Raw genomic sequence first — 5,254 nt, forward strand, 5'->3', positions numbered from 1 at the left:
CGGACGCCGTCGGCGTACTCCTCCATGGGTGCGCCGTCGGTGTGGCGGGTGACGACGGTGACCTCGTGGCCGGCGGCGGCGAGGGCGACGGAGAGCGCGTGCACGTGTCGACCGAGGCCGCCGACGAGCACCGGCGGGTACTCCCAGGAGAGCATCAGCACCCGCAGTTGCCGGGCGGGGTGAATGTCGATCACGTGGGCGTCGGGTGACATGCGGCCCCCTTTGAGTTGTCCCCGGGCGCGCGCCGACCGACACCGGAAGTCGATGTCGCCGTCGCGCCTGGATCGGGGCCAATCCTGCCGGGATCGAGATAACCGGCGGCGACACCACCGTTGCGGTCGTGTAAAGCGCTACTGGCCCTTTCGGCGCACCCGCAGCAGCTCGGCCACCGACCACGCCTGGAATGGGCAGCCGGTCGCGGCGTGCGGCGCGAGGCCGTCGGCCGTCTCGCTTACCGAGCCTAATCCATATTCGGTCAGATGGGACTCAATCCCAACGAACGTGTCATCGACTGACATCTTCCCCCGGTGGGCGGCGTCGACGTACGGGCCGAGCAGCCACGGCCACACCGTGCCCTGGTGGTAGCCCCCGTCGCGCTCGGCGGGGCCACCCCGGTGCCGGCCCACGAACTCCGGCGAATCCGGGGCGAGGCTGCGCGGCCCGAGCGGGGTGAGCAGCCCGTCCGCGACGCGACGCAGCGTCGCCTCGTCCGGCTCCAGCGGCGCGAACGGCAGAGACCACGCCAGCAACTGGTTGGGACGCAACGCGTCGTCGTCGTGCAGGGCCGCGCCGCCCAGCGGGTACGCCGGCGCGGGAGCGTCCAGCACGTCGTGCAGCCAGCCGGTCGGCGCCGGGAAACGCTCCCGGAACGAGGCGGTCGCCTGCCCGTGCCGTCGCCACAACTCGTGCGCGTCCTGACCGGCCAACTCGGTCAGCTCGGCGAGCCCGGCCAGCCCGTTGATCCACAACGCGTTGACCTCGACCGGCTTGCCGGTACGCGGGGTGACCGGCACCCCGTACACCCGGGCATCCATCCAGGTCAGCGCGGTGCCGGGAGCGCCCTGGCTGAGCAGCCCGTCGGCCGGGTCGACGGCGATCCCGTACCGGGTGCCCGCCACATGAGCGTCGATCACTGCCCGCAACCCGGGCAGCAACTCGTCGCCGAGATCGGTGTCACCGGTGACCGTGACGTGCCGGCTCACCGCGTGCAGGAACCACAACGTGCCATCGACGGTGTTGTACTCCACCCGACCGGTGTCGGCCGTGTTGGCCAGCATCCCCTCGGACAGTGTCGCCGCGTACGCCCGCAGCAGCTCCCGCCCCTCGTCGGCTCGACCGGTGCAGAGGAACAACCCCTCGTACGAGATCATCGTGTCCCGGGACCAGGCCCCGAACCAGGGGTAGCCGGCGACCACGTCCACCGCCGCGTCGTTGGTGCGCACCACGAACGCGTCGGCGGCCAGCGCCAGGGTGGCCGCCACGTCGTCGGCCGGCTTCGCCGTCGCCACCACCTGCCGGTTGCGCCGCCGGGCCGTCGCCACGATCTCCTCCGCCGCCGGTGGCTCCAGGTCGAGCGGATCGGCCCAGGCCCGCACCGACACGGTGTCGCCGGGGCGGTTCAACTCGCCGACGAAACGCCCCGCGTACCAGAGGTCCTCGTCCGGGTGCAGGCCCCGGTTGGCCTCCTCGCGGTGGTGCACGCCCAGCCACCACTGCCCCTCGGGCGCCCACCCCGGGCCGGCCAGCCGGTACGCGCCCTCGACCACCGCACCGCCGGCCACCGACTCGACCTGCGGGGTCGGGCCGTCGGCCCGCCGCTCGCCGTGCGCGTCGCGCCAGGTGCAGGCGGCGGACAACTCCAGCCGGACGGGTCCACCGGCGACCAGCCGGTGCACCACCGCCACGCAGGAGCGGCCGGGCAGCATCGCCACCTCCCGCTCGATCACCACCGCGCCGATCCGCCACCGCCACCGGGGCAGCCCGTCGACCAGGTCGAAGCGTTCCAGCAGCTCGAAGCCGCGCGGGTCCACGTCGCCGGAGGACCACTCGTGCGCGCCGAGCCGGACCCGCGCCCCGGACGGCAGGGTGACCGCCGGGTCCAGACTGACCAGTCCCACCTGACGGGACGCCGGGGTTTCGCCGGGGACCACCAGCAGACCGTGGTAGCGGCGGGTCCGCAGCCCGGCGACGGTGCCCATCGCATATCCGCCGAGACCGTCGGGAACCAGCCACTCCCGGCTGGCCGCGCTGGTCAGATCGCCGCACAGCTGCGGGCCGAAGTGAATGTCGATCAACTTTCCTCCACCTGCGGCAAGGTGTAACACGCCACGACGAGAATGGCCGCTGTGGTCAAGTACCGCGGCGACGTCAAAGATGTGCACGTGATCACTGACCGATCGTCCTCCGACGCCTCGCCACCCGACGCTGAGCGGCTCCGGCTCGCCCAAGCCGACTCGGGGGAGCAGGACTGGCGCGCATGGGGTCCCTATCTGTCCGAACGGGCGTGGGGGACGGTACGGGAGGACTACAGCGAGCACGGTACGGCCTGGGACTACTTCCCGCATGACCACGCGCGGTCGAGAGCCTACCGGTGGAACGAAGACGGGATGGCCGGCGTCTGCGACGAACGACAGACGTTCGCCTTCGCTCTCGCGCTGTGGAACGGCAAGGACCCGATCCTCAAGGAACGGATGTTCGGCCTCGGCGGCGACAGCGGCAACCACGGTGAGGACGTCAAGGAATACTGGTGGTATCTCGACAGCACTCCGACGCACTCCTGGATGCGCTGGCGCTACCACTATCCGCAGGCCGCCTTCCCGTACGACGAACTGGTCGCGGTGAACGCGTTGCGGGGCCGCGACGACACCGAGTACGAGCTGGTCGACACCGGGATCTTCGACGACGACCGGTACTGGGCGGTGACCGTCGACTACGCCAAGGCGTCCCCGACCGACCTCTGCATGGTGGTGACTATTGCCAACCGGGGCGACCGGGCGGCGACCCTGCACGTCCTGCCCACCCTGTGGTTCCGTAACACCTGGTCCTGGGGCCTGCCCGGCGGCGACCGGATCCCCCGGCTGACCGGCCAGGGCACCCGGCTCGTCGGCGAGCACCGGGTGCTCGGCCAACTGCTGCTGGAGGGCGACGGTGGGCCGGTGCCGCTGCTCTGCGACAACGACACAAACGCCGAACGGCTCTGGGGCCTGCCCGGCCGCTCGCCGTACCCCAAGGACGGCATCAACGACCACGTGGTCAACGGCGCGGCCACCGTCAACCCCGCGCGCGAGGGCACCAAGGGCGCCCTGCACTACGTGCTCGACGTGCCGGCCGGCGGGCAACGCCAGATCCGGTTGCGGCTGACCCGCACCGCGTCGCCACCGGCCGCCGCGCCGCCGCCCCCGGCCGACCTCAGCGAGGGCTTCGAGGCCGTGGTGTGGGCGCGGCGGGCCGAGGCGAACCGGTTCTTCGCCGGGGTGATCCCACCGGCTGCCACCGCCGACGAGGCGCTGGTGGCCCGGCAGGCCATCGCCGGGCTGATGTGGGGCAAGCAGTTCTACCACTTCGACGTCAAACGCTGGCTCGAAGGCGACCCGGGCTCCACACCGCCGGCCGGGCGTCGACACGGGCGCAACAGCGCCTGGTGGCACATGACCAGCTTCGACATCATCTCCATGCCCGACCCGTGGGAATATCCCTGGTACGCGGCCTGGGACCTGGCCTTCCACTGCGTGAGCATCGCCCGGGTCGACCCGGGCTTCGCCAAGGAGCAACTGCTGCTCCTGCTGCGCGAGTGGTACCTGCACCCCAACGGGCAGATCCCGGCGTACGAGTGGGCGTTCGGTGACGTGAACCCGCCGGTGCACGCCTGGGCGGCGCTGAAGGTGTTCGAGATCGACGGAGGGCGGGACTACGAGTTCCTGGCCCGGGTGATGCACAAGCTGCTGCTCAACTTCACCTGGTGGGTCAACCGCAAGGACACCGGCGGCAACAACGTCTTCGAGGGCGGTTTCCTCGGGCTGGACAACGTCGGGCCGTTCGACCGCTCGGCGGCGCTGCCGGTGGCCGGTGTGCTGGAGCAGTCCGACGGCACCGGCTGGATGGGCATGTACGCGCTCAACCTGCTGGACATGGCGATCGTCCTCGCCGAGCACGACCGGACCTGGGTGGACACCGCCACCAAGTTCTTCGAACACTTCGCGTACATCGCCGCCGCCGCGTACGAGCAGGGGTTGTGGGACGACGAGGACGCCTTCTTCTACGACGTGCTGCGCCTCGCCGACGGCACGAAGGTGCCGCTGAAGGTCCGTTCCGTCGTCGGCCTGCTGCCGTTGGCCGCGACCACCCGGCTCACCGCGAAGACCCTGCACCGCCTACCGGAGCTGGGCGCGCGGTTGCGCTGGTTCCTCACCAACCGCCCGGAGTACGCGCAGGTGATCGGCACCCGCCGGCTGGGCCCCGACGGCCGGCAGCAGCGGCTGCTGTCCATGGTCGGCCCGGAGCAGGTGGTCCGGCTGCTCGCCCGGATGCTCGACCCCGACGAGTTCCTCTCCGACTTCGGCCTGCGGACGCTGTCCCGCGCCCACCTGGACAAGCCGTTCTCCGTCACCCTCGGCGGGCAGGAGTTCTCCGTCGGCTACGAGCCGGCCGAGTCGACGAGCGGACTGTTCGGCGGCAACTCGAACTGGCGCGGACCGATCTGGATGCCGACGAACTTCCTGCTGATCAGCGCACTACGCGACTACGCGGCGTTCTTCGGCGACGACCTCCAGGTGGAATATCCGACCCGCTCCGGGGTGAAACGCACGCTCGACGAGATCGCTGACGACCTCTCGGCCCGGCTGATCTCGCTCTTCACCCAGGACGACTGGGGTCGACGGCCCATCTACGGCGCGTGCCAGCTCTTCCAGACCCACCCCGACTGGCGGGACCTGGTCGCCTTCCCCGAGTACTTCCACGGCGACAACGGGGCCGGCCTGGGAGCCTGGCACCAGACCGGCTGGACCGCCCTGGTGGCCGACCTGATCCTCACCCTGCGCCGCTGACCACCCACCCCCGGCCCCGCGCCGGTCCGAGCCCGTGCTGCTCGTGCCGGGTCCGTGCTGCTCGTGCGGGGTCCGTGCTGCTCGCGCCGCGCCCCGCGCTGTTCGCGCCGGGTCCGCGTTGCTCGTGCCGCCCCCCGCGCTGTGCGCCCCGCGCTGTGCGCCCCGCGCTGTGCGCCCCGCGCCCCGCGCTGTGCGCCCCGCGCCCCGCGCTG

3 protein-coding genes are annotated in these 5,254 nt (G+C 71.6%); 1 reads left to right on the forward strand and 2 read right to left on the reverse strand.

Annotated elements, in window-relative coordinates; translation table 11 throughout:
- Together ABZU25_RS34280 and ABZU25_RS34285 are read right to left on the reverse strand one after the other, a co-directional pair.
- The coding region (locus tag ABZU25_RS34280) for a glycogen/starch synthase (RefSeq protein ID WP_355033512.1) at nt 1-212 on the reverse strand (212 nt) is incomplete at its 3' end.
- 138 nt (nt 213-350) lie between these two features.
- The gene (locus tag ABZU25_RS34285; protein WP_355033513.1) at nt 351-2,294 is read right to left on the reverse strand and encodes an amylo-alpha-1,6-glucosidase; all 1,944 of its coding nucleotides are present in this window, start codon (nt 2,292-2,294) and stop codon (nt 351-353) included.
- A gap of 42 nt (nt 2,295-2,336) precedes the next feature.
- On the opposite strand from ABZU25_RS34285, the gene ABZU25_RS34290 reads away from it, so the two are divergent.
- Nucleotides 2,337-5,042 (forward strand): glucosidase, encoded by a 2,706-nt coding sequence (locus ABZU25_RS34290; protein ID WP_355033514.1) that lies wholly within the window; start codon nt 2,337-2,339, stop codon nt 5,040-5,042.
- Nucleotides 5,043-5,254 lie beyond the last annotated feature (212 nt).

Source organism: Micromonospora sp. NPDC005215, assembly GCF_040607915.1.
Lineage (GTDB): Bacteria > Actinomycetota > Actinomycetes > Mycobacteriales > Micromonosporaceae > Micromonospora.

Coding starts and splice junctions, on each gene's coding strand:
- ABZU25_RS34290 (WP_355033514.1), top strand. CDS start 2,337: ATGGCCGCTGTGGTCAAGTACCGCGGCGACGTCAAAGATGTGCACGTG.